The sequence below is a fragment of the Streptomyces sp. SAS_270 genome (assembly GCF_052543295.1).
In genome coordinates, this window is sequence record NZ_JBMNDS010000001.1 from 126,781 (window position 1) to 152,869 (window position 26,089).

The 26,089-nt window shown below is 69.4% G+C and carries 25 protein-coding genes and 1 riboswitch; of the genes, 15 read left to right on the forward strand and 10 right to left on the reverse strand.

The genetic code is table 11. The annotated features are described in order from the left end of the window. Positions 1-88: 88 nt before the first annotated feature. Positions 89-664: a TerD family protein gene (locus ACN6LB_RS00675; RefSeq protein ID WP_356143983.1), complete on the reverse strand. Its 576-nt coding sequence runs from the start codon at positions 662-664 to the stop codon at positions 89-91. Between the two features lie 212 nt (positions 665-876). On the opposite strand from ACN6LB_RS00675, the gene arfB reads away from it, so the two are divergent. Together arfB and ACN6LB_RS00685 are read left to right on the forward strand one after the other, a co-directional pair. Continuing rightward, the gene (gene arfB / locus ACN6LB_RS00680) at positions 877-1,305 is read left to right on the forward strand and encodes an alternative ribosome rescue aminoacyl-tRNA hydrolase ArfB (RefSeq protein WP_445024085.1); all 429 of its coding nucleotides are present in this window, start codon (positions 877-879) and stop codon (positions 1,303-1,305) included. Between the two features lie 69 nt (positions 1,306-1,374). Continuing rightward, positions 1,375-2,289 carry a sigma-70 family RNA polymerase sigma factor gene (locus ACN6LB_RS00685; RefSeq protein ID WP_445024086.1) on the forward strand — a complete coding sequence of 305 codons (915 nt, stop codon included), beginning with the start codon at positions 1,375-1,377 and terminating at the stop codon, positions 2,287-2,289. Between the two features lie 24 nt (positions 2,290-2,313). Here the strand turns inward: ACN6LB_RS00685 and ACN6LB_RS00690 are convergent, their stop codons facing one another. Next, positions 2,314-2,796, reverse strand: coding sequence for a flavin reductase family protein (locus ACN6LB_RS00690; RefSeq protein ID WP_356144016.1), 483 nt, complete (start codon positions 2,794-2,796; stop codon positions 2,314-2,316). A gap of 488 nt (positions 2,797-3,284) precedes the next feature. On the opposite strand from ACN6LB_RS00690, the gene cdgB reads away from it, so the two are divergent. The 3 genes from cdgB to ACN6LB_RS00705 all read left to right on the forward strand — a co-directional run bounded on the left by cdgB (position 3,285) and on the right by ACN6LB_RS00705 (position 7,856). Beyond that, positions 3,285-4,970 carry a diguanylate cyclase CdgB gene (cdgB, locus tag ACN6LB_RS00695; protein ID WP_445024087.1) on the forward strand — a complete coding sequence of 562 codons (1,686 nt, stop codon included), beginning with the start codon at positions 3,285-3,287 and terminating at the stop codon, positions 4,968-4,970. 547 nt (positions 4,971-5,517) lie between these two features. Then, entirely contained in the window at positions 5,518-6,909 is a 1,392-nt protein-coding gene (gene iscB, locus ACN6LB_RS00700; RefSeq protein WP_445024089.1) for an RNA-guided endonuclease IscB, read from the forward strand. Then, positions 6,906-7,856 carry a carbohydrate-binding protein gene (locus ACN6LB_RS00705; RefSeq protein WP_445024090.1) on the forward strand — a complete coding sequence of 317 codons (951 nt, stop codon included), beginning with the start codon at positions 6,906-6,908 and terminating at the stop codon, positions 7,854-7,856. The genes iscB and ACN6LB_RS00705 overlap by 4 nt, the downstream gene beginning before the upstream one ends. 69 nt (positions 7,857-7,925) lie before the next feature. On the opposite strand, the gene ACN6LB_RS00710 is transcribed toward ACN6LB_RS00705, so the two are convergent. The 4 genes from ACN6LB_RS00710 to ACN6LB_RS00725 form a co-directional block, all read right to left on the reverse strand. Beyond that, positions 7,926-8,339, reverse strand: a complete 414-nt coding sequence (locus ACN6LB_RS00710) for a hypothetical protein (RefSeq protein ID WP_445024091.1) — start codon at positions 8,337-8,339, stop codon at positions 7,926-7,928. Between the two features lie 95 nt (positions 8,340-8,434). After that, positions 8,435-9,364, reverse strand: coding sequence for a 1-phosphofructokinase family hexose kinase (locus ACN6LB_RS00715; RefSeq protein ID WP_445024093.1), 930 nt, complete (start codon positions 9,362-9,364; stop codon positions 8,435-8,437). 126 nt (positions 9,365-9,490) lie between these two features. Next, positions 9,491-10,636: an N-acetylglucosamine-6-phosphate deacetylase gene (gene nagA, locus ACN6LB_RS00720; RefSeq protein WP_445024094.1), complete on the reverse strand. Its 1,146-nt coding sequence runs from the start codon at positions 10,634-10,636 to the stop codon at positions 9,491-9,493. After that, a complete protein-coding gene (locus tag ACN6LB_RS00725) occupies positions 10,636-11,619 on the reverse strand; it encodes an ROK family protein (RefSeq protein WP_445024095.1) in 984 nt (327 codons plus the stop codon). Before ACN6LB_RS00725 ends, nagA begins: the two co-directional genes overlap by 1 nt. Before the next feature lie 235 nt (positions 11,620-11,854). Here ACN6LB_RS00725 and ACN6LB_RS00730 point away from each other — a divergent pair, with 235 nt between their 5' ends. From ACN6LB_RS00730 to otsB, 3 genes are read left to right on the forward strand one after another with little or no spacing between them, the layout of a single operon-like run. Beyond that, on the forward strand, positions 11,855-13,078 hold the full coding sequence (locus ACN6LB_RS00730) for an ABC transporter substrate-binding protein (protein WP_445024096.1): 1,224 nt from the start codon (positions 11,855-11,857) through the stop codon (positions 13,076-13,078). A 55-nt stretch (positions 13,079-13,133) separates the two neighbouring features. Then, positions 13,134-13,361, forward strand: coding sequence for a DUF3263 domain-containing protein (locus tag ACN6LB_RS00735; protein WP_356142186.1), 228 nt, complete (start codon positions 13,134-13,136; stop codon positions 13,359-13,361). A gap of 47 nt (positions 13,362-13,408) precedes the next feature. Further along, positions 13,409-14,287 (forward strand): trehalose-phosphatase, encoded by an 879-nt coding sequence (gene otsB / locus ACN6LB_RS00740; protein WP_445024098.1) that lies wholly within the window; start codon positions 13,409-13,411, stop codon positions 14,285-14,287. On the opposite strand, the gene ACN6LB_RS00745 is transcribed toward otsB, so the two are convergent. Together ACN6LB_RS00745 and ACN6LB_RS00750 are read right to left on the reverse strand one after the other, a co-directional pair. Continuing rightward, a complete protein-coding gene (locus ACN6LB_RS00745; RefSeq protein ID WP_445024099.1) occupies positions 14,274-15,689 on the reverse strand; it encodes an alpha,alpha-trehalose-phosphate synthase (UDP-forming) in 1,416 nt (471 codons plus the stop codon). The two genes, otsB and ACN6LB_RS00745, sit on opposite strands and share 14 nt — an antisense overlap. 75 nt (positions 15,690-15,764) lie before the next feature. Next, positions 15,765-16,709 (reverse strand): glucosyl-3-phosphoglycerate synthase, encoded by a 945-nt coding sequence (locus tag ACN6LB_RS00750; protein ID WP_356142180.1) that lies wholly within the window; start codon positions 16,707-16,709, stop codon positions 15,765-15,767. 171 nt (positions 16,710-16,880) lie between these two features. Then, positions 16,881-17,045: riboswitch (SAM riboswitch) on the forward strand. A 17-nt stretch (positions 17,046-17,062) separates the two neighbouring features. Between ACN6LB_RS00750 and thrC the strand changes: the two genes are divergently transcribed. The 6 genes from thrC to ACN6LB_RS00780 all read left to right on the forward strand — a co-directional run bounded on the left by thrC (position 17,063) and on the right by ACN6LB_RS00780 (position 24,355). After that, a complete protein-coding gene (thrC, locus tag ACN6LB_RS00755) occupies positions 17,063-18,370 on the forward strand; it encodes a threonine synthase (RefSeq protein ID WP_356142178.1) in 1,308 nt (435 codons plus the stop codon). Then, positions 18,367-18,642 (forward strand): MoaD/ThiS family protein, encoded by a 276-nt coding sequence (locus tag ACN6LB_RS00760; RefSeq protein WP_356142176.1) that lies wholly within the window; start codon positions 18,367-18,369, stop codon positions 18,640-18,642. The genes thrC and ACN6LB_RS00760 overlap by 4 nt, the downstream gene beginning before the upstream one ends. 450 nt (positions 18,643-19,092) lie before the next feature. After that, the gene (locus tag ACN6LB_RS00765; protein WP_005486335.1) at positions 19,093-19,299 is read left to right on the forward strand and encodes a cold-shock protein; all 207 of its coding nucleotides are present in this window, start codon (positions 19,093-19,095) and stop codon (positions 19,297-19,299) included. Positions 19,300-19,636: 337 nt separating this feature from the next. Further along, positions 19,637-21,262 (forward strand): chaperonin GroEL, encoded by a 1,626-nt coding sequence (gene groL / locus ACN6LB_RS00770; protein ID WP_356142173.1) that lies wholly within the window; start codon positions 19,637-19,639, stop codon positions 21,260-21,262. Positions 21,263-21,436: 174 nt separating this feature from the next. Continuing rightward, positions 21,437-22,600 carry an NADH:flavin oxidoreductase gene (locus ACN6LB_RS00775; protein ID WP_445024100.1) on the forward strand — a complete coding sequence of 388 codons (1,164 nt, stop codon included), beginning with the start codon at positions 21,437-21,439 and terminating at the stop codon, positions 22,598-22,600. Positions 22,601-22,864: 264 nt separating this feature from the next. Then, positions 22,865-24,355 (forward strand): MFS transporter, encoded by a 1,491-nt coding sequence (locus ACN6LB_RS00780; protein WP_445024101.1) that lies wholly within the window; start codon positions 22,865-22,867, stop codon positions 24,353-24,355. A 314-nt stretch (positions 24,356-24,669) separates the two neighbouring features. Here the strand turns inward: ACN6LB_RS00780 and ACN6LB_RS00785 are convergent, their stop codons facing one another. Then, on the reverse strand, positions 24,670-24,867 hold the full coding sequence (locus ACN6LB_RS00785; protein ID WP_356142167.1) for a hypothetical protein: 198 nt from the start codon (positions 24,865-24,867) through the stop codon (positions 24,670-24,672). A 19-nt stretch (positions 24,868-24,886) separates the two neighbouring features. On the opposite strand from ACN6LB_RS00785, the gene ACN6LB_RS00790 reads away from it, so the two are divergent. Then, entirely contained in the window at positions 24,887-25,432 is a 546-nt protein-coding gene (locus ACN6LB_RS00790; RefSeq protein ID WP_445024102.1) for a preprotein translocase subunit SecD, read from the forward strand. 49 nt (positions 25,433-25,481) lie between these two features. On the opposite strand, the gene ACN6LB_RS00795 is transcribed toward ACN6LB_RS00790, so the two are convergent. Then, complete coding sequence (locus ACN6LB_RS00795) at positions 25,482-26,069, reverse strand: hypothetical protein (RefSeq protein WP_445024103.1); 588 nt, start codon at positions 26,067-26,069, stop codon at positions 25,482-25,484. Positions 26,070-26,089 lie beyond the last annotated feature (20 nt).

Consider the following 26,089-nt stretch of genomic DNA (forward strand, 5'->3'; position numbering starts at 1 on the left):
CGAACACCGCAGGAGACAGCGCGAGGGGCCCGGCACACCATGCGGTGTGCCGGGCCCCTCGTCGGACCTGCTTGCCCGACGGCGTACGTCAGACGGTGACGCCGAAGTCCTGGGCGATGCCCGCGAGGCCCGAGGCGTAGCCCTGGCCGACGGCGCGGAACTTCCACTCCGCGCCGTTGCGGTAGAGCTCGCCGAAGACCATCGCGGTCTCGGTGGCGGCGTCCTCCGACAGGTCGTAGCGGGCGATCTCCGCGCCGCCGGCCTGGTTGAGGATGCGGATGTAGGCGTTGCGGACCTGGCCGAAGTTCTGCGAGCGGGTCTCCGCGTCGTAGATCGAGACCGGGAAGACGATCTTGTCGATGTCGGCGGGGAGACCTGCCAGGTTGACGTTGATCGCCTCGTCGTCGCCGGCGCCCTCACCCGTGCGGTTGTCACCGGTGTGGACGATGGTCTGGTCCGGGGTCTGCTTGTTGTTGAAGAAGACGAAGTGGGCGTCCGAGAAGACCTTGCCCTGCGTGTTCACCGCGATGGCCGAGGCGTCGAGGTCGAAGTCGGTACCCGTGGTGCTGCGGACGTCCCAGCCGAGGCCCACGGTGACGGCGGTCAGGCCCGGAGCCTCCTTGGTGAGCGAGACGTTGCCACCCTTGGACAGGCTTACAGCCATTGTTGGGAGTCCCTTCCCTCGTTGCGTACGAGCAGTCTTGTCCGTACGTATGGGCTTCGTACGGCACGAAGCTACAGCTACCCCTATGAACGTCGAGAGGGGTGCCCGAGGTTCCGGCTCTCTTTACTTTCTTTGCCAAGCGGTCGAGGTCGGGGCCCGAAGGTCCGTAAAACAGGGTGACGTGGACCGGACAGAACCGGGAACATGGACGCATGCCCGGTCCCTACTTCATCCGCGGCTCCGTCTCCCTGCCCGAGGCCGAGCTCATCTGGCGTTTCTCGCGGTCCGGCGGGCCGGGCGGGCAGCACGTCAACACCAGCGACACCCAGGTCGAACTCGGGTTCGACCTGGCGAAGACCGAAGTGCTGCCGCCGGTGTGGAAGGAACGGGCCCTGGAGCGGCTGGCCGGGAGGCTCGTCGACGGGGTCGTCACCGTCCGCTCCTCCGAGCACCGGTCCCAGTGGCGCAACCGCGAGACCGCCGCCGTACGCCTCGCCGCCCTCCTCGCCGAAGCCACCGCCCCGCCGCCCAAGCCCCGTCGGCCCACCCGCATCCCCCGCGGGATCAACGAACGGCGCCTGCGCGAGAAGAAGCAGCGCTCCGACACCAAGCGCGGCCGCACCGGGCGCGACTGGGCCTGAGCCTCTCGTCACATCGACCGCCCGCGAAACGTCATGCCTGTGACGGACCGCGACGAGGAGATGTGACCGATGACGGACAGCGGGTTTTCGACGGACGCCTCGAAGGACAGCGACAGCGACAGCGACTTTCTCGCGCAGCGGTTCGAGGCGCACCGCGGGCAGCTGCGCTCCGTGGCCTACCGCATGCTCGGCTCGGTCGCGGAGGCCGACGACGCCGTGCAGGAGGCCTGGCTCAAGGTCAGCCGCGCCGACACCAGCCAGGTCGCCAACCTCGGCGGCTGGCTGACGACGATCGTGGGCCGGGTCTGCCTCGACATGCTGCGCTCCCGCAGGTCGCGCGCCGAGGAGCCGCTTGAGGTACCGAGCGGCGTGCGGATGCCGGAGCCCGTGCTCAGCCCGGTCAGCGGCGTCGACCCCGAGCAGGAGGCGCTGCTCGCCGACTCGGTGGGCCTCGCCCTGCTCGTCGTCCTGGAGACGCTGACCCCGGCGGAGCGGCTCGCGTTCGTGCTGCACGACCTGTTCGCCGTGCCGTTCGAGGAGATCGCACCCATCGTGGGGCGTACGGCGGCGGCGTCCCGTCAGCTCGCCAGCCGGGCCCGGCGCCGGGTCCAGGGCGGTGCGCCCGCCCCCGATCCCGACCTCGACCGGCAGCGGGAGGTCGTCGACGCCTTCCTGGCCGCCGCGCGCGAGGGCGACTTCGACGCGCTCGTCGCCGTCCTCGACCCGGACGTGGTGGCCAGGACCGAGGCCGGCGTCACGACGGGTGCGGCCGCGGTGGCCGCCGGGGCGAGCGGCTTCGGGCACCTGGCCCGGGTCGCGCAGCCCGCACTGGTCAACGGCGCGGCGGGCGTCGTGGTGTTCGCCGAGGGGCGGCTCGCCAGCGTCCTGGCCTTCACGGTCGTGCGCGGGAGGATCGCCGTGCTGGACATCGTCAAGGACCCGGAGCGGCTGGCCGCGCTCGACGTCACGGTCCTGGAGGGGTAGCCCCGTAGCCCCGGCGTGGGCCGGCTAGCCGAGCTGCCGGTACCTGCCCTGGAAGTACGCCAGCGGACCGCCGTTCGCGCTCGGCACCGCCGCGGTCAGTACGCGCCCGATGACCAGCGTGTGGTCGCCCGCCTCGACCCGCTGCTCCGTGCGGCACTCCAGGGTCGCCAGGGCGCCGCCCACCAGCGGAGCCCCGGCCGCCGCCCCGCGTACGCAGGGGATGTCCTCGAAGAGGAGGCGGTCGCTGATGCGGCCCTTCATGGCGAAGCGGCCCGCGATGTGGCGCTGGCTCTCGGCGAGCACGGAGACGGCCCACAGGGGCTGCTCGGCGAGCAGGTCGTCCATCCGGGAGCCCTCACGCAGGCTGACCATGACCAGGGGCGGGTCCAGGGAGACGGACATGAAGGCCGTCGCGGTCATGCCGACGTCCTCGCCACCGGGTCCGTCCGGGTCCAGCGCCGGCTCGTGGGCGGTCACCAGGACCACGCCCGCGGTCAGCCGGGACATGGCGGCGCGGAACTCGTCGTTGCTCACCCCCTCAGCATGCACGGCCGGGGCGGGGGGAGCGGCAGGGGGAGTCTTCAGCACGGGGAAACGCTAGTGTCCGCCAGGCGTGCGCCACATCGGCCGTCGGCCCGAGCCGGGTCCTAGGACCAGAGGAGGAAGGCTCCCCCGTGACGGGCGAACCGTAACTGGCACACTCACTCACAGCATTCGCACAGTCGCCCAAACCGCGTTCAGTAAACGCACCTGAAAACACAGAAACTCCACTCAATTGTTCACGTTCTCCTGTGACTTGAGTCACAGGAGCCATATTTTGTTGACCCTGTGTACCGAGTGGGCAGCGCGCTGTGATTCAGTGGCGGGGACGCTGCACGAAGCTGGGCGAGAAGCTGGCAAGTGGCTACTGATCAGTACCGGAGTAGCACCGGAGAGAACGAGTAGTACGCCGGAGAGCACCCTGGAGTTGCTGCGACGTCTCGAGGGGAGGGCGCATGGAGACCGAGTCCGAGCCGTACGTCCGTCTGACGACGCTGCGGCAACTGCATCAGGTGATGGCGGACATGAACACCGCCCGGAGCCTCGCCGACACACTGCAGACCGTCGCCGACGGAGTGGTCAACGGCCTCGGCTACGAGCTGGCGTGTGTCAACCTCGTACGCCCCGACGGCGACCTCGTCGTCGCCGCCCTCGCCGGTAACTCCGCGGCAGAGGCCCTCATCACCGGCCGCGTCGGCTCGCGCGCCTCCTGGGACCGCCGGCTCAGCATGGGCGAGGCCTGGGGCGACCTGCGGTTCATACCGCACACCGAGGGCTGGGTCCTCGACGAGGACGACGTACCGCAGTGGTACACCGACGGCCCCGCGCCCCGCTTCGAGGACGAGTGGCACCCCTCCGACCGACTCTTCGCGCCGATGTACACCCCCGGGGTCTCCGGCGGCAAGTGCGGCGAGCTGATCGGCGTGCTCTCCATGGACCGGCCGCGCAACGGGCGGCGCCCCGGCGCCTGGGGGCGCGAAGCCCTGCAGATGTACGCCTTCCAGGCCGCCATCGCGATCAGCAACGCGCGCCTGAGAGCCAACATGCAGCGCGCCCTCGTCCGTCTGGAGCGCGAGCAGCAGGCCCTGCGTGCCAGCGAGGAGTCCTTCCGCCAGGCCTTCGAGTACGCCCCCTCCGGCATGGCCATCGCCGAGATGGGCGGCGACCAGCACGGCCGGATCCTGCGCACCAACGACGCCCTGTGCAGGCTGCTCGGCCGCCCCGCCTCCGCGATGCGCCGCTACTCCTTCTCCGACCTCGTCCACCCCGAGGACATAGGCACCCTGCTGCGGACCTCCGCCGAGGGCGGCCGCGCCGAGCTGCGCCTCGGCCGCCGCGACGGCACCTACGTGTGGGTGTCGCTGCGCAACTCCGTCGTCGCCGACGCCGCCGACGGGCCCCGCTTCCTGCTCACCCACGTCGAGGACATAGAGGAGCGCAAGCGCCGCGAGCTGCAGCTCGCCCACCGCGCCTCGCACGACTCCCTGACCGGCCTGCCGAACTCGGCCGAGCTGCGCTCCCGGCTCAGCTCCCGCCTCTGCCGCCGCCCGACGTCCGCGCAGCTCGGCGCGGTCGAGTCGCTGGACGCGGCGTACGGCCACGGGCAGGCGCAGTACGCCGAGACGCACCCCGCCGTCGACCCGCACGGGCACGGCTTCGACTTCCGGACCGGCGCGGAGGCGTACGGCGCCTTCGACCACCACGTCCACACCATCGCGCCCGAGGGCGAGAGCGACGACGGCACCAAGGGCCTCGCGGTGCTCTTCTGCGACCTCGACGGCTTCAAGTCGATCAATGACCGGTTCGGGCACAACGCGGGCGACGAGGTGCTGATCGAGGTCGCCAGGCGGCTGAGCAGGCAGGTCCGCGACGGTGACACGGTCGCCCGGCTCGGCGGCGACGAGTTCGTGGTCCTCGCCGACGGGCTAGGCCGAGCCGACGCCCAGGACCTCGCGGTGCGGCTGCGCAACGAGATCATCCAGCCCATCCGGGTCGACGGACGCGCCATGCGGGTCGGCGCCAGCTTCGGCATCGGATGGGCACACTGCGGCATGACGGCGGACGAAGTGTTGAAATCCGCTGACGAGCGGATGTACGTCGAGAAACGTTCTCGTCCCAAACAGCACAGGCGGGCGGGATAACCCGCAGATCCCCGCAGGTCAGTGAGTCGATGCGGTGAAGGCCACCCGTTTGGGCCAGCGAGAGCGGGTAGGCTCCTGCGCATTAAGGAGCACCAAGGGGTCACTCGCTCCGCGGCCGTACGGGCCGGAGTTCGTTCCACATTCATGGGGTGAGTTCTGAGTGACCAGCCCGAGCCGTCGCCGATGAGGGGGTGACCTTGATGGCTACGTTCCGTACAGGTACATCGACCCACCAGGCTGTGCTTCCTCAGCAGCCTGCTCTGGAACCTGTGCCTGCAGACACCTCCGGGAGCAGAGACGAAACGGGGTGCGGGGCTCTGCCCGACAAGGGCGGGGAAGCCGGTACGGGACATGGGCGAGGGGATACCCGTGGCGCGATCACCTTCGCGAACGGGAGTCACACCGCACTCACCTTGCGTTGAGTGCTGGAGAACATGCTGTCGGTGACGACGGCACCATCAACGAGGACCACATGCTGCACGACAATGAGGCACTGGACATACCGGGGTTGCGCGAGCCACCAGGATCTGGCGCAGGAGCACCCAGGGTGTTCGTTTTGGACCGCAAGGGGTGCCCGCTGATGCCCTGCCACCCAGCCCGGGCTCGCGAACTGCTGCGGAAGGGCCGGGCCGTTGTCGCCCGGTACACCCCTTTCACGATTCGCATCAAGGACCGCCTGGTTGAGAACTCCGAAGTGGCTGGCGTGGTTGTTCGGATCGACCCTGGGTCGAAGGCGACGGGCATCGCGGTAACCGATGACATCACACGGGCTGCGGCCGCTCCCGGTGAGGTCATCGTTCTTCGGCGAGGGCTGTACGCCGTGGAACTGCTGCACCGTGGCGGCGCCATCCGAAAGAGCATGGAGCAGCGCGCGAGCTATCGAAGGCGTCGCCGCGTGGCAAACACGCGATACCGCGCCCCCCGCTTCGACAACCGTCGCCGCTCCGATGGTTGGCTGCCTCCTTCTCTGCAGCACAGGATCGACACGGCCTGGTCTCACGTGGAGCGACTTGCGCGGCTGGCTCCCCTGACCGAAGTCCACGTCGAGCGGGTCGCCTTCGACACTCATGCCATGTCAGCTGGACGGGATCTGACCGGGGCTGAATACCAGCAAGGAACTCTCGCAGGGTATGAACTGCGCCACTACCTGCTTGAGAAGTGGGGACGGTGTTGCGTGTACTGCGGGAGGAGTGGTGTTCCCTTGCAGATCGAGCACATGCAGCCCAAGGCCAGTGGCGGCTCGAACCGCGTCTCGAATCTCACGCTCTCGTGCGCGCCCTGCAACCAGGCCAAGGGGTCCCGTTCGATCGATGACTTCCTGATGGGCAAGCCTTCAGTCGTCGCGAAGCTCAAACAGCAGGCCAAAATCCCTCTGCGGGATGCGGCTGTGATGAACGCCACGCGCTACCGGCTCGCTGACCTGCTTCACGGCCTCGGGCGCCCGGTTTCGTGCTGGTCCGGAGGTAGGACGAAGCGCAACCGGGTCGTGAACGGCCTGGCCAAGTCTCATACGCTCGATGCTCTGGCGGTGGGTGAGGTGGAATCCAATTGCCGCATTGTGCGTTACCCGTCGCATGTGTTGATCGCCACCGCTACTGGGCGTGGCAGCTACGCGCGCACTCGCACTGACAAGCACGGGTTCCCTCGTCTCGCACTGCCACGTATCAAGTCACATCATGGCTTTCAAACAGGCGATCTCGTACGCGCGATCGTGCCAGCCGGAATTAAGGCCGGTACGCATACGGGACGAGTCGCCGTCCGAGCGTCAGGACGCTTCAACATCCGCACACGGAGCGGCATTGTGCAAGGTATCGGCCATCAATATGTGCGGCTGCTCCAGCGCGCGGATGGCTATGGCTATGCCATTCGCGTAGAGGAAGAACAGTACGGACATTCCCCGGCCCGAGCCGCCGGTGTCGATGCAGGAGGAGTTCGATGACGCCCGGCAACAACGGCGCGAGCACGCCCGAGGAAGACGACCCGTTCGGCTATCTGTACGCCGATGGTCAGGCCAACGGAGCCACCCCGCCCAGCGGGGGCGGCGGCTACGGCTACCCCGGCTCGATGAACCGGGGGCGGGCGGTCGGCGAGCGCCAGTACGGCCAGCAGCAGGCAGCCCAGACCACGCCGTACGGCCAGCAGGTGCCCCAGCAGCCCCAGCCCTACGGCCAGCCGAACGCGCACTACGCGGCACCCGAGACCATGCCCGGCGGCGCGGACACCACCCGGCAGGTGCCGATGGACGACGGCGGCGGGCGTGGGCGCGGCCCCAACACCAAGGGCCTCCTGATCGGCGCCATCGCCGTGGTCGCCGCGGTCGTCATCGGCATCGGCGTCGCCATGCTCGGCGGCGACTCGGACAAGGACAAGGGCGGCGAAGCGGGCGCTACCCCTACGGCGTCCCAGCGCGCGGAGCCGAGCCAGTCCTCCACGACGGCGGCCGCGGACGACGACGCGGAGCTGCCAAAGGCCGATGCCAAGGCCCTCAAGCTGAACCTCGTCACCACGGCGTCCGACATCTCCGGCGCCAAGTCGGACGGCGGTATCTACGTCACCAACTTCAACCAGGTCGGCGCGAGCGTGACCTGGACGCCGAGCGGCATCCCCAAGGGCGGCAAGTACACGCTGTACGTCGGCTACGGGGTGCCCGGCAAGGACGCCAACGCCACGCTCACGGTCAACGGCAAGCCCTCGACCACGCCCGTCGACCTAAAGAACTGGGCGAATGCGCCAGAGGGTGACTATGAAAAGGGTTGGACGCATTCCTACAACTGGATCCAGCTTAACAAGGGCACCAACGAGATCAAGATCTCCTGCGAGCAGGGCAACCAGTGCGACGCGAACCTCGACCAGCTGTGGCTGGTTAAGGGTTGGGTCGACAGCTGACCCGCCAAATTTGAAACCGCCTCCTCTCAGAGAGGAGGCGGTTTCAAACTTCCGGGGCTGTCTCGTTTACTAAGAGTTCCAGTCAGTGCAGGAATTGAGGAGGGTGCTGCCCTCGAATCTGGCTATCTGCACTCCGACATCATGGATGCCGCTGCTGTTTGTCGCGGTCGTGTCCCAATTCGCATTGGTTCCCACGCCATAGTAATTGGCGTGCCACGGCCAGTACTTGATGGTTCCGGCGTAGTTCTTCGTGAGTAGGCGGACGCTGGCGTGGTGACCATCAGCAAGACCGTCGTATGCATTCATGGTGAGGGCGATATGGTCCGTGGCCTGATCGTAGTTGTAGACGGTCACGCCGCCGCTAGCGCCAGTTGTGCTGCACCACCTGTCAACGTCCTGAGCCGCCGCTGGGGTGGCCGCGATAAGGCCGATAAGTGCTGCGGAACTCGCCACGCCTGCCGCCGTGGTGAGGAGCTTTTTCATGACACCTCCGATATTTTGACATGTATCCGTCAATGATTTCAAAATTGCTGCGTGAAGTCAAAGGGGATGAACTGCTGGTGTGGAAATAGTGCATTTCAGGCCGCGGAATCTTCGTGAATGACTGAAATTTGTCCCATCAGCTCCTCGTACACTGCATGCTCGAATTCCCCTGCCGCCTTGGCGGCTACCGCTGCCCCCGCCAAGGCCAGAGCTCGCGCCAGTCTGTCCGGCCACGGCAGACGTTCATCGAGCCCCGACAACAGCCCCGCGACCACCGAGTCGCCGGCGCCGGTCGGGTTGCCTCGGATGTGGCGGGGCGGGGTCGCGCGCCAGCGGCCCTGTGCGTTCACGGCGAGGAGGCCGTCCGCGCCCAGCGAGGCCACGACCGTGTGGGCGCCGCGGCGGCGGGCGTTTCGGGTGGCCTCCAACGGGTCGTGGGAGCCGGTGAGTTCGGCGAGTTCGTCGGCGTTGGGCTTGACGATGTCGGGGCGGGCGGCGACCCCGCGGCGCAGCGGTTCGCCGCTGGTGTCCAGCAGGACCGGTACCCCCCGGGTGCGTGCCGTGCGGATGAGCCCGGCGTACGCGCCCACCGGCACCCCGGGCGGCAGGCTGCCGCACAGGGCCACCGCCGAGGCGGAGCGCAGCAGTTCCTCGTAGGCCTCTTGGAAGGCCGACCATTCGGCGGGAGTTATGGCGGGGCCGGGCTCGTTCAGCTGGGTCGTGTCACCGGTGGTGGTGTCGACCACCGCGATGGTGCGGCGCGTCGAACCCGCCACCGGGACCAGCGCGTCCACCACCCCCGGCGTGTGCGCGAGCCGGTCCTGCACGGCGCGGCCCGTCGCGCCGCCCGTGAAGCCCGTGACCGCCACCCGGTGACCGAGCAGGGCGAGCACGCGGGCCACGTTCACGCCCTTGCCACCGGGCCGTTCCGTCACCTCGGTCACCCGGTGCGAGGTGTGCGGCCGCAGGGCGCCGACGCGGTAGGTGATGTCGAGAGCGGTGTTCAGCGTGACCGTGAGGATCACGAGACCCACCTCCCAGCGACGGCCCACCTTCAGTAACCGCCCTGATCATGCCAAAGAGACGGCGGTCGGCCCAGTGCCCCGGGCCGACCGCCGTACAGTACGTGCAAGAGCAACAACCCGGGCGAATCAGCCCAGTTGTGGATCGACCACCCACTCGCCCCCGCGCATCACGCCCTTGAGGTCGAACGCGGAGTCGAGGACCACCAGGTCGGCGTCCTTGCCCGGCTCCAGGGAGCCCACCCGGTCGTAAGCGCCGAGGAGGCGGGCCGGGTTGGCGGACAGTGCGGCGACGGCGTCCTCGACCGGCAGCCGGTCCACCGTGACCGCCCGCTTGAACGCGCGGTCCAGAGTGAGCGTGGAGCCCGCGATCGAGCCGCCCTCCACGAGGCGCGCGACGCCGTCCGCCACCTCCACCTCCAGCGGGCCGAGCATGTAGCGGCCGTCGCCGAAGCCCGCCGCGTCCATCGCGTCCGTGATGAACGCGACCCGCCCCGCGCCCGCGTGATGGAACGCCAACTGCAGCGCGGCCGGGTGCAGATGAGTACCGTCGTTGATCAACTCGACCGTGACGCGCTCGTCCTCGAGCAGGGCCGCGATCGGGCCCGGCGTGCGGTGGCCGAGCACCGGCATCGCGTTGAAGAGGTGGGTGGCGACCGTGGCGCCCGCGTCGATGGCCTCCACCGTCTGCTCGTACGTCGCGTCCGTGTGCCCGATCGCCGCGATCACCCCGTGCTCCGCCAGCAGCCGCACGGAGTCGATGCCGCCCGGCAGCTCGGTGGCGAGCGTGACCATGCGGGCCCGTCCCCGGGCCGCGTCGATCAGCTTGCGGACCTCCGCCGGGTCCGGGTGGCGCAGCAGTGCCTCGGAGTGGGCGCCCTTGCGGCACGGCGAGATGAACGGGCCCTCGAAGTGGATGCCCGCGATGTCGCCCTGCTCGGCCAGCTCCGAAAGGAGGCCGGCGCGCTGGGCCAGCCCGTCCATCTCGCCGGTCACGGTGGAGGCGACGAGCGTCGTCGTGCCGTGCAGACGGTGGGTGCGGACGCCCTGGAGGACCTCCTCGACCGTCCCCGAGGTGAAGGACGCGCCGCCGCCGCCGTGGTTGTGGATGTCCACGAAGCCGGGGACCAGCCAGTGGCCGGAGAGGTCCAGCGTCGGGGTGTCCTCGGCCGCGCTCCCTACGATCCGCGTGCCGTCGACGATCACGCGGCCGCCGTCCACGATCCCGGTGGGCAGGACCACCCGTGCACCGGCGAGAACCTTGCTAGGGGCCATCAGGTGGTTACCTCCGAAGTCGGGTGGGAAACGGCGTCGAGCAGGTCACGGGCCAGCAGTCCGGCGCCCAGGCAGCCGGCCGCGTCCCCGAGGGCCGCGGGGACGATCGACGGCAGCTTCTGGAAGGTCACGCGTCGCTCGACGGCGGCGCGCAGCGGTGTGAACAAGGTTTCCCCCGCCTCGGCGAGTCCGCCACCGATGATCAGGGTGCGCGGGTCCAGGAGGGTGAGCGCGGTGACCAGGCCGTCGGCGAGCGCGTCGACCGCGTCCTGCCAGACCCGCTGTGCGCGCGGGTCCCCGGACCGCACGGCCTTGGCGCAGTCCGCCGCGTCCGCCGCCGGGTCCCCGGACGCCTGCGCCCACGCCTGGCTGACCGCCGACGCCGACGCGAACCGCTCCAGGCAGCCGCGCTGGCCGCACGGACACGGGGTTCCCCCCGGGCGTACGACGATGTGTCCGATCTCGCCCGCGAAGCCGTGCGCGCCCGCCTCGACGGTGCCGTCGATGCCGATCGCGCCCGCGATGCCGGTGCCGAGCGGCACGAACAGGAAGCGGTCCGCGCCCCGGCCCGCGCCGATCCGGCCCTCCGCCAGACCGCCGGCCCGCACGTCGTGGCCGAGCGCGACCGGGACGCCGGCCAGCCGCTCGCTGACCAGGGCGCGCAGGGGTACGTCGCGCCAGCCGAGGTTGGCCGCGTACACCGCGATGCCGTCGGCGGCGTCGACGATGCCGGGGACGGCGACCCCGGCGGCCGCGGCGGGCTCACCGAGGTGCTCCTCGCCCCAGCCGCGCAGCTCGGCAGCGAAGTCGAGGATCGTCTCCACGACGGCGTCGGGGCCGTGCTCCCGGCCCGTGGCGCGGCGGGCCCGGTGCAGCACGGGGGGAGCGGGGGGTGTCCCCTCGGAAGGCGCGGCGCCGCTCGCTCCCATGAGGGCGGCTTTCATCCCGGTGCCGCCCACATCGAGGGCGATGACATGTCTCACGGGGGACAGTGTCGCCCCTTACCCCAGGAGAGGTCTAGTCCATTCACGTGGTGTAGACCTTGTGTCCGAACTGCGAGACGACTGGTCTGGACAACAAGTCTGGGAAACAGTTCAACAATTCAACAGTTCGAAAAGTCAGTGGTGGCGGACAGTGTTTGGGGAACGAGCGGTGCAGCGGCGCGGGACGCGTGGGACAAGGACGCGCAGGACAGGACTGGTCGCGGCGGTGTCCGCCATGAGCATGGCGGCGACACTCGCGGGCTGCGGCAGCTCCGGCGACTCCGGGGACGTGACCCTGAAGCTGGTCGCCGCCGACTACGGGGACTCCGCGGCCAACAGCTCCAAGAAGTACTGGAACAAGCTCGCCACCGCCTACGAGGCCGACCACCCCGGGACCAAGGTCGAGGTCAGCGTCTACTCCTGGACCGACGTCGACCGCAAGGTCAAGGAGATGGTCGCGGCGGGGCACGCGCCCGACCTGGCGCAGATCGGCGCGTACTCCGACTACGCCGCCAGGGACCAGCTCTACACCGCCGACGAACTGCTCTCCATACCCGTCCAGGCCGACTTCGTCTCGCAGCTCGGCGAGGCAGGCAAGAAGGACCGGGTGCAGTACGCGTTGCCCTTCGCGGCGTCGACGCGGCTGCTCTTCTACAACAAGAAGCTGTTCTCCTCGGCGGGGCTCACCGCGCCGAAGACCTGGAGCGAGCTCGCCGCCGACGCGAAGGTGCTGAAGTCCAAGGGCGTGAAGACGCCGTACGCGCTGCCTCTGGGACCCGAGGAGGCGCAGGCCGAGACCATGCAGTGGCTGCTCAGCGGGGGCGACGGGTACACCGACGACGTCGGCACCTACCACCTCGACTCCACGCAGAACGTCGCCACCTTCAGCTGGCTCAAGGACGAACTCGTCGACCGGGGGCTCACCGGGCCCGTCGCGCCGGCGAAGCTCGACCGGGCGGCCGCGTTCGCCGCGTTCACGCGGGGCGAGGTCGGGATGCTGAACGGGCATCCCACGCTGATGAAGATGGCCGCGAACAAGGGCGTGAAGTTCGGCATGGTGCCGATGCCCGGCGTGGACGGGCGGGCCCGGTCCACGATGGGCGTCGCCGACTGGATGATGGCGTTCAAGCAGAACGGCCACCGCAAGCAGGCCGGCGACTTCCTCGACTTCGTCTACAGCGAGAAGAACGTGCTGGCCTTCTCCCGCGAGTACGACCTGCTGCCGGTGACCACGTCGGCGTCCCAGGCCATGGCCGAGGACCCCAGGGACAAGGACCTCACCCCCTTCCTCGACGAACTCCCCGCCGCCGAGCTCTATCCCGTCGACAAGACCTCCTGGGCCGCCGTCAGCGCCGAGATCAAGGCCGGCATAGGCAAGGCCGTCGCCCCGGGCGGCAACCCGTCCTCGGTCCTCACCGAGCTGCAGAACGCGGCTTCGGTGGCGGAGAGCTCGGAGTAGCCGCCTCGCCCCAGGTCCGGCCGACCTTGTCAGTGCCTGCCGATACCGTGCGGGCATGGAAGAGCTCACCCCCCGGGAGCGGGGGATTCTGGCGATGGAGCGGCAGGGCTGGAGCGGGCCCGGGGCGAAGGAGCGGGCGATACGGGAGCGGCTGGGGCTCGTGCCCGTGAGGTACTACCAGCTGCTCAACGCCCTCCTGGACGACCCCAGGGCGCTGGCCCACGACCCGGTCACGGTCAACCGCCTCCGCCGGATACGCGACGCCCGCCGGGCGGAGCGCTGACCCCGGCACCCCTCCGGCGGGTGCATCGCGCGGATAGGGTCGGCGGTATGGGCAGCCCTACGGAATCCACGGAACCGACGGAAGACACAGATCCCCTCCCGACCCCCGCGACCGCAGCAGGCCGCGACGGCCTGGACGCCATCCTCGCCACCCCCGACCGCGCCGTGATCGCCCTCGACTTCGACGGCACGCTCGCCCCCATCGTCCCCGACCCGGAACAGGCCCGCGCCCACCCGGACGCGGTCGCCGCCCTCGCGGCCCTCGCCCCCAAGGTCGCCGCCGTCGTGGTGGTCACCGGCCGCCCGGCCGGCGTCGCCGTCCGCCACGGCGGCTTCGCGGGCGTGCCGGGCCTGGAGCACCTGGTCGTCCTCGGCCACTACGGCGCCGAGCGCTGGGACGCCGTCAGCTCCACCGTCAGCGCCCCCGCCCCGCACCCAGGCGTCGCCGCCGTACGCGCCGAACTGCCCGGGTTCCTGGACCGCATCGGCGCCTGGCAGGGCACCTGGATCGAGGAGAAGGGCCGCGCGGTGGCGGTCCACACGCGCCGCGCCCAGGATCCGCAGGCCGCCTTCGAAGCCCTCCGCGAGCCCCTCGCCGACCTCGCCTCCCGGCACGGCCTGATCGTCGAACCCGGCCGGATGGTGCTGGAACTGCGCCCACCCGGCATGGACAAGGGCGTCGCACTGCTGGAGTACGTCCGCGAACTCGGCGCCGAAGCAGTCCTCTACGGCGGCGACGACCTCGGCGACCTCCCCGCCTTCGCCGCCGTCGACAAACTCCGCTCCGACGGCGTACCGGGCCTGCTCGTGTGCAGCGGCAGCTCGGAGGTGACGGAACTGTCCGAGCGCGCCGACCTGGTGGTCGACGGCCCGGGGGGAGTCGTACGGCTGCTGGCGGACCTGGCGGCGGCCATCAGCCCGCTGTAGGGGCCTCCAGCGCGTGCAGCTGGTCCAGGAACCACTGGGCCGGCGGCAGCGCAGTCGCCGCCGCGGCAAGCCGCTTCGTGCGTTCCGCGCGCTCGCCCGCCGGCATCGTCAGGGCCTCGTGCAGCGCCCGCGCGGTGCCGATCACGTCGTACGGGTTCACGGTCAGCGCGTCCTCGCCCAGCTCCTCGTAGGCCCCCGCCTCCCGGGACAGCACCAGCACACACCCCTCGTCGGAGACCACCGGGACCTCCTTGGCGACCAGGTTCATCCCGTCCCGGACGGGGTTGACCAGCGCCACGTCGGCGAGCCGGTAGGCGGCCAGCGAGCGGGCGAAGTCGTCCTTGACGTGCAGCACCACGGGGGTCCAACCCGGCGTCCCGTAGCGGGAGTTGATCTCATCCGCCAGGCGCTGCACCTCGGCCGTGTAGTCGCGGTACACGGCGAGGTCCTGCCGGGAGGGGTAGGCGAACGCCACGTGCACGACCCGCTCGCGCCACGCGGGCTCGTCGTCCAGGAGCTGCCGGAAGGACAGCAGCCCGCGCACGATGTTCTTCGACAGCTCGGTGCGGTCCACCCGTACGACGGTCCGGCGGCGCTCACCGTCCGGGCCCCGCCCGATCTGCTCGCGCAGCGCGGCCATCCGCTCGCCGACGTCCGCCTGGTGCGCGCGGGCCCGCAGGAAGTCCGCGTCCGCGCCCAGCCCGTGCACCCCGACCCGGGTGCCGCCGAGCCCGCCCACGAGCGCGTCCGCGCAGGCGGTGAACGCGTCCGCCCAGCGCCGCGTCAGGAAGCCGAGCCGGTCCGCGCCCAGCATGCCGCGCAGCACCTGCTCGGCGATGTCGTCGGGGAGCATGCGGAAGTAGTCGACCGGCGCCCAAGGGGTGTGGGAGAAGTGACCGATCCTGAGGTCGGGGCGCAGTTCGCGCAGCATCCCGGGGACCAGCGTCAGGTGGTAGTCCTGCACGAGCACCGCCGCGCCCTCGGCCGCCTCGTCGGCCAGCGCCTCGGCGAACGCCCGGTTGTACGTCTCGTACGACGCCCACTGCCGCCGGAACTCCGCGTCGAAGACGGGCTCCAGCGGCGTCTGGTACAGCAGGTGGTGGACGAACCACAGCACCGAGTTCGCGATGCCGTTGTACGCGTCCGCGTGCACGTCGGCGTCGATGTCCAGCATCCGTACGCCGTCCTCGCCGACCCCGCGCCGCACCGCCTCGCGGTCCCCGTCACCGAGAGCCGAGCACACCCACAGGGCGCCCGCGTCCGGCCCGATCGCCGAGAGCCCGGAGACCAGCCCGCCCCCACCGCGCCTGGGGGTGAGTTCCCCGGTCTCGTCCAGCGAGTACGAGACCGGGCCCCGGTTGGACGCGACGAGAATCCGATGAGCACCGTGCGCAGAAGCCATACGCCTCAACCTAGCCCGGCTCGGAAACGCTCAAACGTACGGAAGCGGTACGGCAGGACGTATACAACCGCCCGATCACGCCACTCTGCGTGACTGGTACTCCGCGATGTCCGCCATCGGCGGCCGCTCCTCGGTGTCGACCGAGTGCGTGCGCGGCTCGAAGCCTTCCCTGCCCCGCTCGAACTGGGTGAGGGACGGGCGGATCAGATGCCCGCGGGCCAGCCGCAGCTGCGCCGTGCGGTAGATCGCGGCGGCCATGCGGCCCAGCGCCTGTCCGTCCTGGTGGCGGTGCTTGCGCACACCCACGTCCACCTGGGCCAGCGCGTCCAACCCCACCAGATGCAGCGCGTCGACCAGCATGCCCAGCTCCACCCCGTACCCGACGGGGAACGGCAGCTGTTCCAGCAGGGAGCGGCGGGCGGCGTACTCCCCGCCGAGCGGCTGGACGAAGCCGGCCAGCTGCGGCCAGTGCATGTTCAGCAGCGGGCGCGCCATGAGTTCCGTGACCCGGCCGCCCTGACCTGCGGCAGAGCCCAGCGGACGGTCGTACATCGCCTTGACGAGGTCCACGCCGGGCTCGGTGAGCAGCGGCCCGACGATCCCCGACACGAAGTCCGACGAGAACTCCTTCAGGTCCGCGTCGATGAAGCAGACGATGTCCCCACCGGTCACCAGCAGCGACCGCCACAGGACCTCGCCCTTGCCGGGCACGGCCGGAATGCGCGGGAGTATCTCGTCCCGGTGCACCACCCGGGCCCCCGCGGCGGCGGCGACCGCGGAGGTGCGGTCCGTCGAGCCGGAGTCGACGACGACGATCTCGTCGACGAGGGGCACCTGGTGCATCAGGTCATGGCGGATGACGGCGACGATCTCACCGACCGTCTCCTCCTCGTTCAGCGCGGGCAGCACGACGCTCACCGAGGAGTTCGTGGCGCGCTTCGCGGCGACGAGCCGGTGCAGCGGGCGGTCGGAAACGGACCAGGAGCGGGTACTCAGCCACCGCTCGACTTCTTCCAGCACAGTCTGCGGCTCCTCACTGTCTGACCCCATGATCCCTCGACCATGTGATCCATCTCGCGGTTCGGACGACTATCTCAACTGTCCTGGCCTTCGGTTACAGTCTTGAACAACGCGGATGACCATCGCATGTCGGGGGTCGCCACCGCGTAGCAGAGATCAACAATCGAATACCGCTCATCCAGAGGGGCAGAGGGATACGGCCCGTTGAAGCCCCGGCAACCCTCCAGTCGGTTCTCGTACGACATGCACGTCATCGACGTCGTCGCAGCGAGGCTCCCGACTAGGGAAGGTGCCAAATCCGTCTCACGGCGAAGTGCGCCGTGAGGAAGATGAGGAGAAAGGGCCTCGCCTCCATGGCTGCGCAGACTGATGTAGACACCACGATCACCACTGCAGGCACCACGAACTCCGTCGATCTGGGTCCCGCCGCGGCGCTCTCCTGCCGCGAGTGCGGACACCGTGTGCCCCTCGGCCCGGTCTTCGCCTGCGAGGAGTGTTTCGGCCCCCTCGAGATCGCGTACGACTTCTCGGCCTACGACACCGAAGAACTCCGCAAGCGTATCGAGGCCGGCCCCGCGAACATCTGGCGCTACGCGCCGCTGCTTCCCGTCCCGGCCGACGTGGCGGAGAAGCCGAACATCAACCCGGGCTGGACCAAGCTCGTCCAGGCCGACAACCTGGCCCGCGAGCTGGGCGTCGACGCCGGCAAGCTGTTCGTGAAGGACGACTCCGGCAACCCGACGCACTCCTTCAAGGACCGCGTCGTCGCGCAGGCCATCGAGGCGGCGCGCGCGTTCGACTTCACCACCCTCTCCTGCTCCTCCACGGGCAACCTGGCCGGCGCCGTCGGCGCCGCCGCCGCCCGGGCCGGTTTCCGCTCCTGCGTGTTCATCCCGCACGACCTGGAGCAGGGCAAGGTCGTCATGGCCGCGATCTACGGCGGCGAGCTCGTCGGCATCGAGGGCAACTACGACGACGTGAACCGCTTCTGCTCCGAGCTGATCGGCGACCCGGCCGGCGAGGGCTGGGGCTTCGTCAACGTCAACCTGCGCCCGTACTACGCGGAGGGCAGCAAGACCCTGGCGTACGAGATCTGCGAGCAGCTCGGCTGGCAGCTGCCCGACCAGCTCGTGGTGCCCATCGCCTCCGGCTCCCAGCTCACGAAGATCGACAAGGGGCTGCAGGAGCTGATCAAGCTCGGCCTCGTCGAGGACAAGCCGTACAAGATCTTCGGCGCCCAGGCCGAGGGCTGCTCGCCGGTGTCCGTCGCCTACAAGGCCGGCCACGACGTCGTACGCCCGCAGAAGCCGAACACCATCGCCAAGTCGCTCGCCATCGGCAACCCGGCCGACGGGCCGTACGTGCTCGACATCGCGCGCCGTACCGGCGGTGCGGTGGAGGATGTGAACGACGAGCAGGTCGTGGACGCGATCAAGCTGCTCGCGCGGACGGAGGGCATCTTCGCCGAGACGGCGGGTGGCGTGACGGTGGGTGTCGCGAAGAAGCTGATCGAGAACGGTCTGCTCGACCCGACCCTGACCACCGTCGTGCTGAACACCGGCGACGGCCTCAAGACCCTGGACGCGGTGGCCGGCACCGGCCTGACCGCGACCATCCGCCCGAACCTGGACTCCTTCCGAGAGGCTGGCCTCGCATCATGAGCGTCAACGTCCGCATCCCCACCATCCTGCGCACCTACACCGGCGGCCAGGCCGAGGTGAGCGCCGAGGGCGCGACCCTCGCCGACGTCATCGCCGACCTGGAGAAGAACCACACAGGCATCGCCGCCCGCGTTCTCGACGACCAGGGCAAGCTGCGCCGCTTCGTCAACGTGTACGTCAACGACGACGACGTCCGCTTCGAGCAGGGTCTGGAGACGGTGACGCCGGACGGCGCGGGCGTCTCGATCATCCCGGCCGTCGCCGGAGGCTGACCGCCCCTTTCGTTACCTTCGGTAACGGCTGTCACTCATTGTTCATCGAATTGCCCTCTCCGTAAGAGAAACGGAGGGGGCAATTCTGTATGGTTGAGCGCGGTACAGTTGGGGAACCTGCTTCGCTTTCCGAGTCGTCCTCATGCCGGGCGCATATGAGTTCTCGCCCGACACCCGATAAGAAGCAGCCAAAGTGCCCCATCATTTCTAGCCGTTTATGGCATTTATGGGGCCCGACTTGCCCTGAATCTGCGCAAATTCTCCGCATTTTCCCGATCGGTCATGCCCAGAATTCTCGTCCGATTGACCTGTTGCAGACGGCAGTTGGACAGATACATTCAGCCGCGGTCGACGCGTTCCGGCGCACACCCCCAACCGTTGGGGGGTGAGGTCTGACCCGGATCCACGAAGTGTGGATCTGTGCAAGGGCCAGTAATAGGGGAGTTAGGCATGGCTCAGGGCACCGTCAAGTGGTTCAACGCGGAGAAGGGGTACGGCTTCATCGCGGTCGACGGTGGTGCGGATGTATTCGTCCACTACAGCGCGATTCAGATGGACGGCTACCGCACCCTTGAAGAGGGCCAGCGGGTCGAGTTCGAGATCTCGCAGGGTCAGAAGGGGCCGCAGGCGGACATGGTCCGACTGGCTGCCGGCTGAAGCACGCGCCGACTGAACACAAACAGCGACGTGACGAAGGGCTCGTACCTCCAGGGGTACGAGCCCTTCGGCGTGCCCAGGGATGCGGGCGGACGGCCCCGCGCCCCGCGCACGCGCCCCCCTGCTCACCTGGGGATCAACCCGAGCCGCTTGCACTCGGCAGGGGCGAGTGCTAATCATTGGCGTTAGCACTCTGAAGGTGAGAGTGATAACGAGGACCGGGTCGGTGAGGCTCGCAGGCCAAGTGGGGCAAGGAACCACGAGGCCGGCAGGCCGTCCGTCGCGGGCGCGGGCGCGGTCCTGGAGATTCCACCCCAGTCCGGGAGGACCACTTCACATGGCCAAGATCATCGCGTTCGACGAGGAGGCACGGCGCGGTCTCGAGCGCGGGATGAACCAGCTCGCCGACGCCGTCAAGGTCACCCTTGGCCCCAAGGGCCGCAACGTCGTCCTCGAGAAGAAGTGGGGCGCCCCCACGATCACCAACGATGGTGTTTCCATCGCCAAGGAGATCGAGCTCGAGGACCCGTACGAGAAGATCGGCGCCGAGCTGGTCAAGGAAGTCGCCAAGAAGACGGACGACGTCGCCGGTGACGGTACGACCACGGCGACCGTTCTGGCGCAGGCGCTGGTCCGCGAGGGCCTGCGCAACGTAGCCGCCGGTGCCAACCCGATGGCCCTCAAGCGCGGTATCGAGAAGGCCGTCGAGGCCGTCTCCGGTGCCCTCCTTGAGCAGGCCAAGGATGTCGAGACCAAGGAGCAGATCGCTTCCACGGCCTCCATCTCCGCCGCCGACACCCAGATCGGCGAGCTCATCGCCGAGGCCATGGACAAGGTCGGCAAGGAAGGCGTCATCACCGTCGAGGAGTCCCAGACCTTCGGTCTGGAGCTGGAACTCACCGAGGGTATGCGCTTCGACAAGGGCTACATCTCGGCGTACTTCGCCACCGACATGGAGCGTATGGAGGCCGTCCTCGACGACCCGTACATCCTGATCGCGAACTCCAAGATCGCGAACGTCAAGGACCTGCTCCCGCTCCTGGAGAAGGTCATGCAGGGCGGCAAGCCGCTGCTGATCATCGCCGAGGACGTCGAGGGCGAGGCCCTGTCGACCCTGGTCGTCAACAAGATCCGTGGCACCTTCAAGTCCGTCGCCGTCAAGGCCCCGGGCTTCGGTGACCGCCGCAAGGCCATGCTCGGCGACATCGCCATCCTCACGGGCGGCGAGGTCATCTCCGAGGAGGTCGGCCTCAAGCTGGAGAACGCCGGTCTCGACCTGCTGGGCCGTGCCCGCAAGGTGGTCATCACCAAGGACGAGACGACGATCGTCGACGGCTCGGGCTCGGCGGACCAGGTTGCCGGTCGCGTCAACCAGATCCGCGCCGAGATCGAGAACAGCGACTCGGACTACGACCGCGAGAAGCTCCAGGAGCGTCTGGCGAAGCTGGCCGGCGGCGTGGCCGTCATCAAGGCCGGTGCCGCCACCGAGGTCGAGCTCAAGGAGCGCAAGCACCGCATCGAGGACGCCGTTCGCAACGCGAAGGCGGCCGTCGAGGAGGGCATCGTCGCCGGTGGTGGCGTGGCCCTGCTCCAGGCTTCCTCGGTCTTCGAGAAGCTCGAGCTCTCGGGTGACGAGGCGACCGGCGCCAACGCCGTGAAGCTGGCCCTGGAGGCCCCGCTCAAGCAGATCGCCGTCAACGGTGGTCTCGAGGGTGGCGTCATCGTCGAGAAGGTGCGCAACCTGCCCGTCGGCCACGGCCTGAACGCCGCGACCGGTGAGTACGTCGACATGATCGCCGAAGGCATCATCGACCCGGCGAAGGTCACGCGCTCTGCCCTGCAGAACGCCGCGTCCATCGCCGCGCTGTTCCTGACCACCGAGGCCGTCATCGCCGACAAGCCGGAGAAGGCCGCCGCGGGCGGCGCTCCGGGCGGCATGCCGGGCGGTGACATGGACTTCTGATCCTTCACGGATCGGCGGAGTCTGTCAGTTCCGAGGGCGGTACCCCTTCTTGGAAGGGGTACCGCCCTCGGGCGTATCCGGGATCACACCCCGACCGGCGAATACGGGCGGAATTCCGGGGTCTGCGGAGCCGTTGACATGGGAGAGTCGATGCATGCGCACATACCGTGCGTTATGTCCCCCGGTGAGTCCCGAAGTCCCAAGGAGTTCCGCGTGTCCCTCAGTGCCCCCGCCGGCCGTGCGGCCGAGATCCTGTCCCGGCCCGTCTCCATCAACGGTCTGACCGTCCCGAACCGGATCGCGATGGCGCCCATGACCCGGCAGTTCTCCCCGGGCGGCGTTCCCGGCGAGGACGTGAGCGGGTACTACGCCCGCCGGGCCGCCGCGGGCGTCGGCCTGATCGTCACCGAGGGCACGTACGTCGGCCACGAGTCGGCCGGGCAGAGCGACAGCATCCCGCGCTTCCACGGCGAGGAGCAGCTCGCGGGCTGGGCGAAGGTCGCCGACGCGGTGCACGCGGCGGGCGGCACGATCGTGCCGCAGCTCTGGCACATCGGCATGGTGCGCCGGGCGGGCGAGCCGCCGTTCGCGGACGCCCCGGCCGTCGGCCCCTCCGGCCTCCACAAGGAGGGCGGCAAGGTCACCGGCAAGGCCATGACGCAGACCGACCTCGACGACGTCATCGGCGCCTTCGCCGCGGCCGCCGCCGACGCCGAGCGCATCGGCTTCGACGGGGTCGAGCTGCACGGCGCCCACGGCTACCTGATCGACCAGTTCCTGTGGGCCGGCACCAACGTCCGCACCGACGGGTACGGCGGTGACCCCGTCGCCCGTACGAAGTTCGCGGCGGAGATCGTGGCCGCGGTGCGCGCCGCCGTCTCCCCGGACTTCCCGGTCATCTTCCGCTACTCGCAGTGGAAGCAGCAGGCGTACGACGCCCGGATCGCCGAGTCCCCGGAGGAGCTGGAGGCGATCCTGACGCCGCTCGCCGAGGCCGGAGTGGACGCCTTCCACGCCTCCACCCGCCGCTACTGGGTGCCCGAGTTCGACGGCTCGGACCTCAACCTGGCCGGCTGGACGAAGAAGATCACCGGCAAGCCCGCCATCACGGTCGGCTCGGTCGGCCTGGACGGCGAGTTCCTCAAGGCCTTCGAGGGCGAGGGTTCCGCCGTCAAGGGCATTGACGACCTCCTCGACCGCCTGGAGCGCGACGAGTTCGACATGGTCGCCATCGGCCGCGCGCTGCTTCAGGACCCGCAGTGGGCGGCGAAGGTCCTGGCGGGCCGCTACGACGAGCTGGCGGCGTACGACGCGGCTTCGCTGGGGTCGTTGAGCTGAGTCGAGCGCGCCGCGTGGCGCGCTGCACGCTCCTGAGTTTGGTCGCACGCCCCTGAGTTTGTGAGGGCGGCACCCACGAGTTTGTGAGGGCGGCATCCCGACATCGGTCGGGGTGCCGCCCTCAGGCGTGTCCGGGGTGGGCGTGCGGGGGTCCGACGGTGCTGATCTGGTCACCTTGCTTAAGTCAATCAAGTGACTTAAGCTTGCGTAAGTCAAGTAGTTCGGTAGGTCGCACAGTCCTGCTCATCCGACGGAGGCCCTTCCATGTCCGACGCCCTCGCCCGACCCGCCGCGGCGGGCGGTTCCGCCCCGCCGCGGTCGAACGCCGTGGTGGCGGTCCTGGCCTTCGCCGGAATCGTGGTCTCGCTGATGCAGACCCTCGTCATCCCGATCGTGCCCGAGCTGCCCAAGTACCTCGACGCCTCGGCGTCGAACACCGCCTGGGCCATCACCGCCACGCTGCTGGCCGCCGCCGTCGCCACCCCGGTCGCGGGCCGCCTCGGCGACATGTTCGGCAAGCGCCGCATGCTCCTGGTCAGCCTGGTGCTGCTGGTCACCGGTTCACTCGTCGTCGCGATGGCCGACTCGCTGGTTCCGGCCATCGTCGGCCGCACTCTCCAGGGCCTCGCGGCCGCCGTCGTCCCGCTCGGCATCAGCGTCATGCGGGACGTGCTGCCCGCCGAGCGCCTCGCCGGGTCGACCGCGCTGATGAGCGCCTCGCTCGGGGTGGGCGGCGCCCTCGGTCTGCCCGCCGCCGCCTTCATCGCCGACAACTTCGACTGGCACATCCTGTTCTGGACGTCCGCCTCGCTCGGCGTCGTCGCCTTCGCGCTCGTCCTGACGTTCGTACCGGAGTCCAAGGTCCGCACCGGCGGCCGCTTCGACCTGGTCGGCTCCATCGGTATGGCCATCGGTCTGGTGTCCCTGCTGCTGGCCGTCTCCAAGGGCGCCGACTGGGGCTGGACGAGCGGGACCGTCCTCGGTCTCTTCGCCGTGGCGGTCCTCGTGCTGGTGGCGTGGGGCTTCTACGAGCTGCGCACCGCCCAGCCGCTGGTGGACCTGCGCACCACCGTGCGCCGCCAGGTGCTGTTCACCAACCTCGCGTCCATCGCGTTCGGCTTCTCGATGTTCGCCATGTCGCTGGTCCTGCCGCAGCTGCTCCAGCTGCCCGAACAGACCGGCTACGGCCTCGGCAGGTCCATGATGACCGTCGGTCTCGTGATGGCCCCGCAGGGTCTGGTGATGATGGCCATGGCGCCCGTCTCCGCCGCGATCACCAAGACGAAGGGCCCGAAGATCACGCTGATGTGCGGCGCCGTCATCGTCGCCGCGGGCTACGGCCTCAACATCCTGCTGATGTCCGAGGTCTGGCACCTCGTCCTGGTCTCCTGCGTCATCGGCGCCGGTGTCGGCTTCGCCTACGGCGCCATGCCGGCCCTCATCATGGGCGCCGTGCCCGCCTCCGAGACGGGCGCCGCGAACAGCCTCAACACCCTGATGCGGTCCATCGGTACGTCGTTCGCCAGCGCCATCGCCGGCGTCGTCCTCGCCCAGATGACCACCGATCTCGGCTCCCACGCCCTCCCCTCCGAGAACGCCTTCAAGGTCGTCATGGCCATCGGCGCCGGCGCGGCGATCCTCGCCTTCGTCCTGGCATCGTTCCTCCCGGGACGCCGAACCGACGCGACACCGGCGGAGCCGGCCATCACTCCCGACGCGGGCGAGTCGGCGGAGGTCTCGCAGACAAACGCGTAACGCGCAGGTTCCGGACGTTCCGGAGGGGCCGCCCCATAGCGATGGGGATGCCGCCTTCGGGTGGATCTCGTGACAACTGCCTGTCCGTGGGGGTGGGTTGCTGTCACCATGGCATGCGGCTCGGGGGGTCGCATGAGCGCGGACTGCCTCACGGTCACACCGGGACAGAGCCTTGGGGGACACATGGCAGGGATGCGCAGGATTGCGGTCGGGGTCGGTGCCGTTGCGGTGGCGTGTGCGACGTTGGGGGCCTGTGGCGGCTCCTCGCCGGATCTGTCGGGAGCCGGAGGGGGCGGGAGATCCACGGCTGAGGATCACAGCGCTGGTACGGGGTCCAAGGCGCCCGTGGAGACTCCGTCGGCCTCTTCTTCGGCCTCGGCCTCGGGTCGGTGGAAGCTGACCTCCGTCGACTTCTCCGTCGAAGGGTCGCGGGGTGACGCGGAGGTGGAGCGGACCGCCGAGTTGATGCGGAAGCGGGCGGCGGAGGCGGGGATGGCGGGCGTGGAGGTCACCGTCCGGAACGGAGAGATCGTGGCCACCCAGCCCGGGGACAGCCAGGAGGCGCTGAAGTCCCTCGGGCGGACAGCCGAGTTGGGGTTCCGGCCGGTGCTGGGCCAGACGGCCGTCAAGACGAAGGACGAGTGCCGGGCGCCGGTCCCCGCTACGCCGGATGCCTTCACGGCGTGCGGACAGGGGGACAACGCCCTCACCAAGTACGTGCTCGAAGCGGTCGCCGTTCCGGGGACGGACGTGTCCGACGCGAAGGCGACGTACGACAAGAACCAGGGCGCGGGCTGGATGGTCCAGCTGAAGTTCACGGCGGCGGGGTCCAAGCGGTTCGGGGACGTCACCGGGCGGCTGGCCAAGCAGCAGTCCCCGGCCAACCAGTTCGCGATCGTCCTCGACGACACCGTGCTGTCCGCCCCGACGGTCGCTCAGGCACTCACCGGCGGTAATGCCGAGATCTCGGGCAACTTCACCCAGCGCTCCGCCCAGGAACTGGCGGCCCAGCTCGACACGGGCGCGCTCCCGGTGCAGCTGAAGGTGTCGAGCGTGACGCGGCTGCCGGTGGACTGAGCTTCCGGAAGCCGCGTCAGGGGTGATCGGCGGTTGCCGGCCGCCGGCTTCAGTCCGTGATGTCGACGTGCATGTTGAAGCGCATGCCGCCGATCCTCACGAGCAGGTTGCCCTGGACGCCGCGTACGGCCAGGGTGTCGCCGACCCAGATCTTGCCCAACGCGGCCTTGTCCTGCGGGTCATGGCTCACGAACGCCGTGTACACGCCGCCCCCGGCTTGCTGGGAAATCTGGGTCCACTGGCCGCGCACGGTCGCGTACGCCGCCCGCGTCATCTTCGAGCCGTACCCCAGGTTGGTCCTGATGCCCCCGACGTAGGCGGCGGCGCACTGGACCAGCATCCTGTGCGCGGGGGTGTTGTTCAGGGCGGGGGTGGCCAAGATGGTGTTCATCAGATTGCTCGCGTCCCCGTCGAGCTTTGCCTGGCGAGCCTCCTTGGCCTTGGCCCCGGCTATCTCGGTCTTGTCGCTGTCGATCGTGTTCTCGGCCTCGTCCCAGCCGTACTCCTTCTGGCGGGCGATCCTGATGGTGGTGTCCCACTTGCTGTCGCTGATCCACGCCGGGTCGAGGTCGATCTTGTCGCAGTAGGAGAGAAGCCTCTCCTTGGCCTCCGCGTCGCTCTTGGCGTACCCAGGCATCTTTGCCTCCTCGGTCGGAT

Bases quoted from the DNA above. Each gene is read 5' to 3' on its own strand.
- ACN6LB_RS00675 (WP_356143983.1), bottom strand. From the start codon at position 664: ATGGCTGTAAGCCTGTCCAAGGGTGGCAACGTCTCGCTCACCAAGGAG.
- arfB (WP_445024085.1), top strand. From the start codon at position 877: ATGCCCGGTCCCTACTTCATCCGCGGCTCCGTCTCCCTGCCCGAGGCC.
- ACN6LB_RS00685 (WP_445024086.1), top strand. From the start codon at position 1,375: ATGACGGACAGCGGGTTTTCGACGGACGCCTCGAAGGACAGCGACAGC.
- ACN6LB_RS00690 (WP_356144016.1), bottom strand. From the start codon at position 2,796: ATGTCCCGGCTGACCGCGGGCGTGGTCCTGGTGACCGCCCACGAGCCG.
- cdgB (WP_445024087.1), top strand. From the start codon at position 3,285: ATGGAGACCGAGTCCGAGCCGTACGTCCGTCTGACGACGCTGCGGCAA.
- ACN6LB_RS00705 (WP_445024090.1), top strand. From the start codon at position 6,906: ATGACGCCCGGCAACAACGGCGCGAGCACGCCCGAGGAAGACGACCCG.
- ACN6LB_RS00710 (WP_445024091.1), bottom strand. From the start codon at position 8,339: ATGAAAAAGCTCCTCACCACGGCGGCAGGCGTGGCGAGTTCCGCAGCA.
- nagA (WP_445024094.1), bottom strand. From the start codon at position 10,636: ATGGCCCCTAGCAAGGTTCTCGCCGGTGCACGGGTGGTCCTGCCCACC.
- ACN6LB_RS00730 (WP_445024096.1), top strand. From the start codon at position 11,855: ATGAGCATGGCGGCGACACTCGCGGGCTGCGGCAGCTCCGGCGACTCC.
- ACN6LB_RS00735 (WP_356142186.1), top strand. From the start codon at position 13,134: ATGGAAGAGCTCACCCCCCGGGAGCGGGGGATTCTGGCGATGGAGCGG.
- otsB (WP_445024098.1), top strand. From the start codon at position 13,409: ATGGGCAGCCCTACGGAATCCACGGAACCGACGGAAGACACAGATCCC.
- ACN6LB_RS00745 (WP_445024099.1), bottom strand. From the start codon at position 15,689: ATGGCTTCTGCGCACGGTGCTCATCGGATTCTCGTCGCGTCCAACCGG.
- thrC (WP_356142178.1), top strand. From the start codon at position 17,063: ATGGCTGCGCAGACTGATGTAGACACCACGATCACCACTGCAGGCACC.
- ACN6LB_RS00760 (WP_356142176.1), top strand. From the start codon at position 18,367: ATGAGCGTCAACGTCCGCATCCCCACCATCCTGCGCACCTACACCGGC.
- ACN6LB_RS00765 (WP_005486335.1), top strand. From the start codon at position 19,093: ATGGCTCAGGGCACCGTCAAGTGGTTCAACGCGGAGAAGGGGTACGGC.
- groL (WP_356142173.1), top strand. From the start codon at position 19,637: ATGGCCAAGATCATCGCGTTCGACGAGGAGGCACGGCGCGGTCTCGAG.
- ACN6LB_RS00775 (WP_445024100.1), top strand. From the start codon at position 21,437: ATGTCCCCCGGTGAGTCCCGAAGTCCCAAGGAGTTCCGCGTGTCCCTC.
- ACN6LB_RS00780 (WP_445024101.1), top strand. From the start codon at position 22,865: ATGTCCGACGCCCTCGCCCGACCCGCCGCGGCGGGCGGTTCCGCCCCG.
- ACN6LB_RS00795 (WP_445024103.1), bottom strand. From the start codon at position 26,069: ATGCCTGGGTACGCCAAGAGCGACGCGGAGGCCAAGGAGAGGCTTCTC.